Annotated in this window: 1 protein-coding gene; it reads right to left on the reverse strand. The window is 55.1% G+C overall.

The window, feature by feature from the left end; genetic code table 11:
- Nucleotides 1-90 precede the first annotated feature (90 nt).
- Nucleotides 91-1,088: GltB/FmdC/FwdC-like GXGXG domain-containing protein (locus IQ260_RS30725; RefSeq protein ID WP_456152061.1), on the reverse strand; the 998-nt coding region annotated here is incomplete at its 5' end.

Raw genomic sequence — 1,088 nt, forward strand, 5'->3', positions numbered from 1 at the left:
GCCAACATTTTTCGTGGGACAGTTATCTAGCATAGATAGCCATTTTCCACTGCTGGGACGATAGCTATCGTCCGCTCTACACTCGGCTACCTAGCCAACAGACGCCACAACGGTTTCCGAACTATCTAGCGTTTCAGCCCGTTCCGCTTCAGATGGGGGCACAACCTGCCAGAACTTAGGTAGATAGCGATCCCAGTCAGCCAGAATACGCGCAGCCTTAGTACTGCCAGTTCGCTCTGCATGGTTACTGATTAGGCCCTTCAGCTGCTGAGCACCAGCGGTGGTAATGACCCGCTGTACTTTAACAATTTCAGGATTCACCCGAGTGGGGAAATCCCCCTGCTCATCGAGAAAGTACCCTAACCCACCGGTCATGCCAGCCCCGACATTGCGGCCCACGCCACCCAGGCAAACAACTACACCACCCGTCATATATTCGCAGCAGTGGTCACCGGCCCCTTCAATCACGGCTTGCCCCTTGGAGTTTCGTACAGCAAAACGCTCACCCGCCTTCCCAAAGGCATAGAGGGTACCGCCGGTAGCACCGTAGAGACAGGTGTTGCCCACAATCACATTTTCAGACGGGTCATACTGCACTCCTTCAAATGGGGTGATGACCAGCTCACCACCGTGCATGCCTTTGCCGACATAGTCATTGGCTTCACCCACCAGACATAAATTCATGCCAGGCAGGTTAAAGGCGCCAAAGCTCTGGCCAACGCTGCCCTTAAAGGTAAGGTTCAAGGCGCCGGCAAAGCCGGTATTGCCATACTGTTTGGCGATGGTTCCAGAAACCCGCGCCCCCACGGAGCGATCGGTGTTGATCACGTCAACGACTTTGCTCACGTCCCCCTGACTGGCAATCGCTTGCTGAATTGCGGGATCGGCCAGAAGGGTATCGTCTAGGACCGGGCCGTTACTATTGATGTTGCCGTGGTCTAGCCAGCTGCGAGCTGACAAGTCAGCACAACCAGTATCCGGCAGCTGAGTCAGGATATCCAGGGTTAATCCTTGGGTCTTGGTCAGACTAGCCTCTGCCCGAGTGCTCAGCAGAGCGGCCCGGCCAATTATTTCACTGAGGGAACGAT

It is taken from the genome of Leptolyngbya cf. ectocarpi LEGE 11479 (assembly GCF_015207065.1).
GTDB lineage: Bacteria > Cyanobacteriota > Cyanobacteriia > Phormidesmidales > Phormidesmidaceae > Leptothoe > Leptothoe ectocarpi.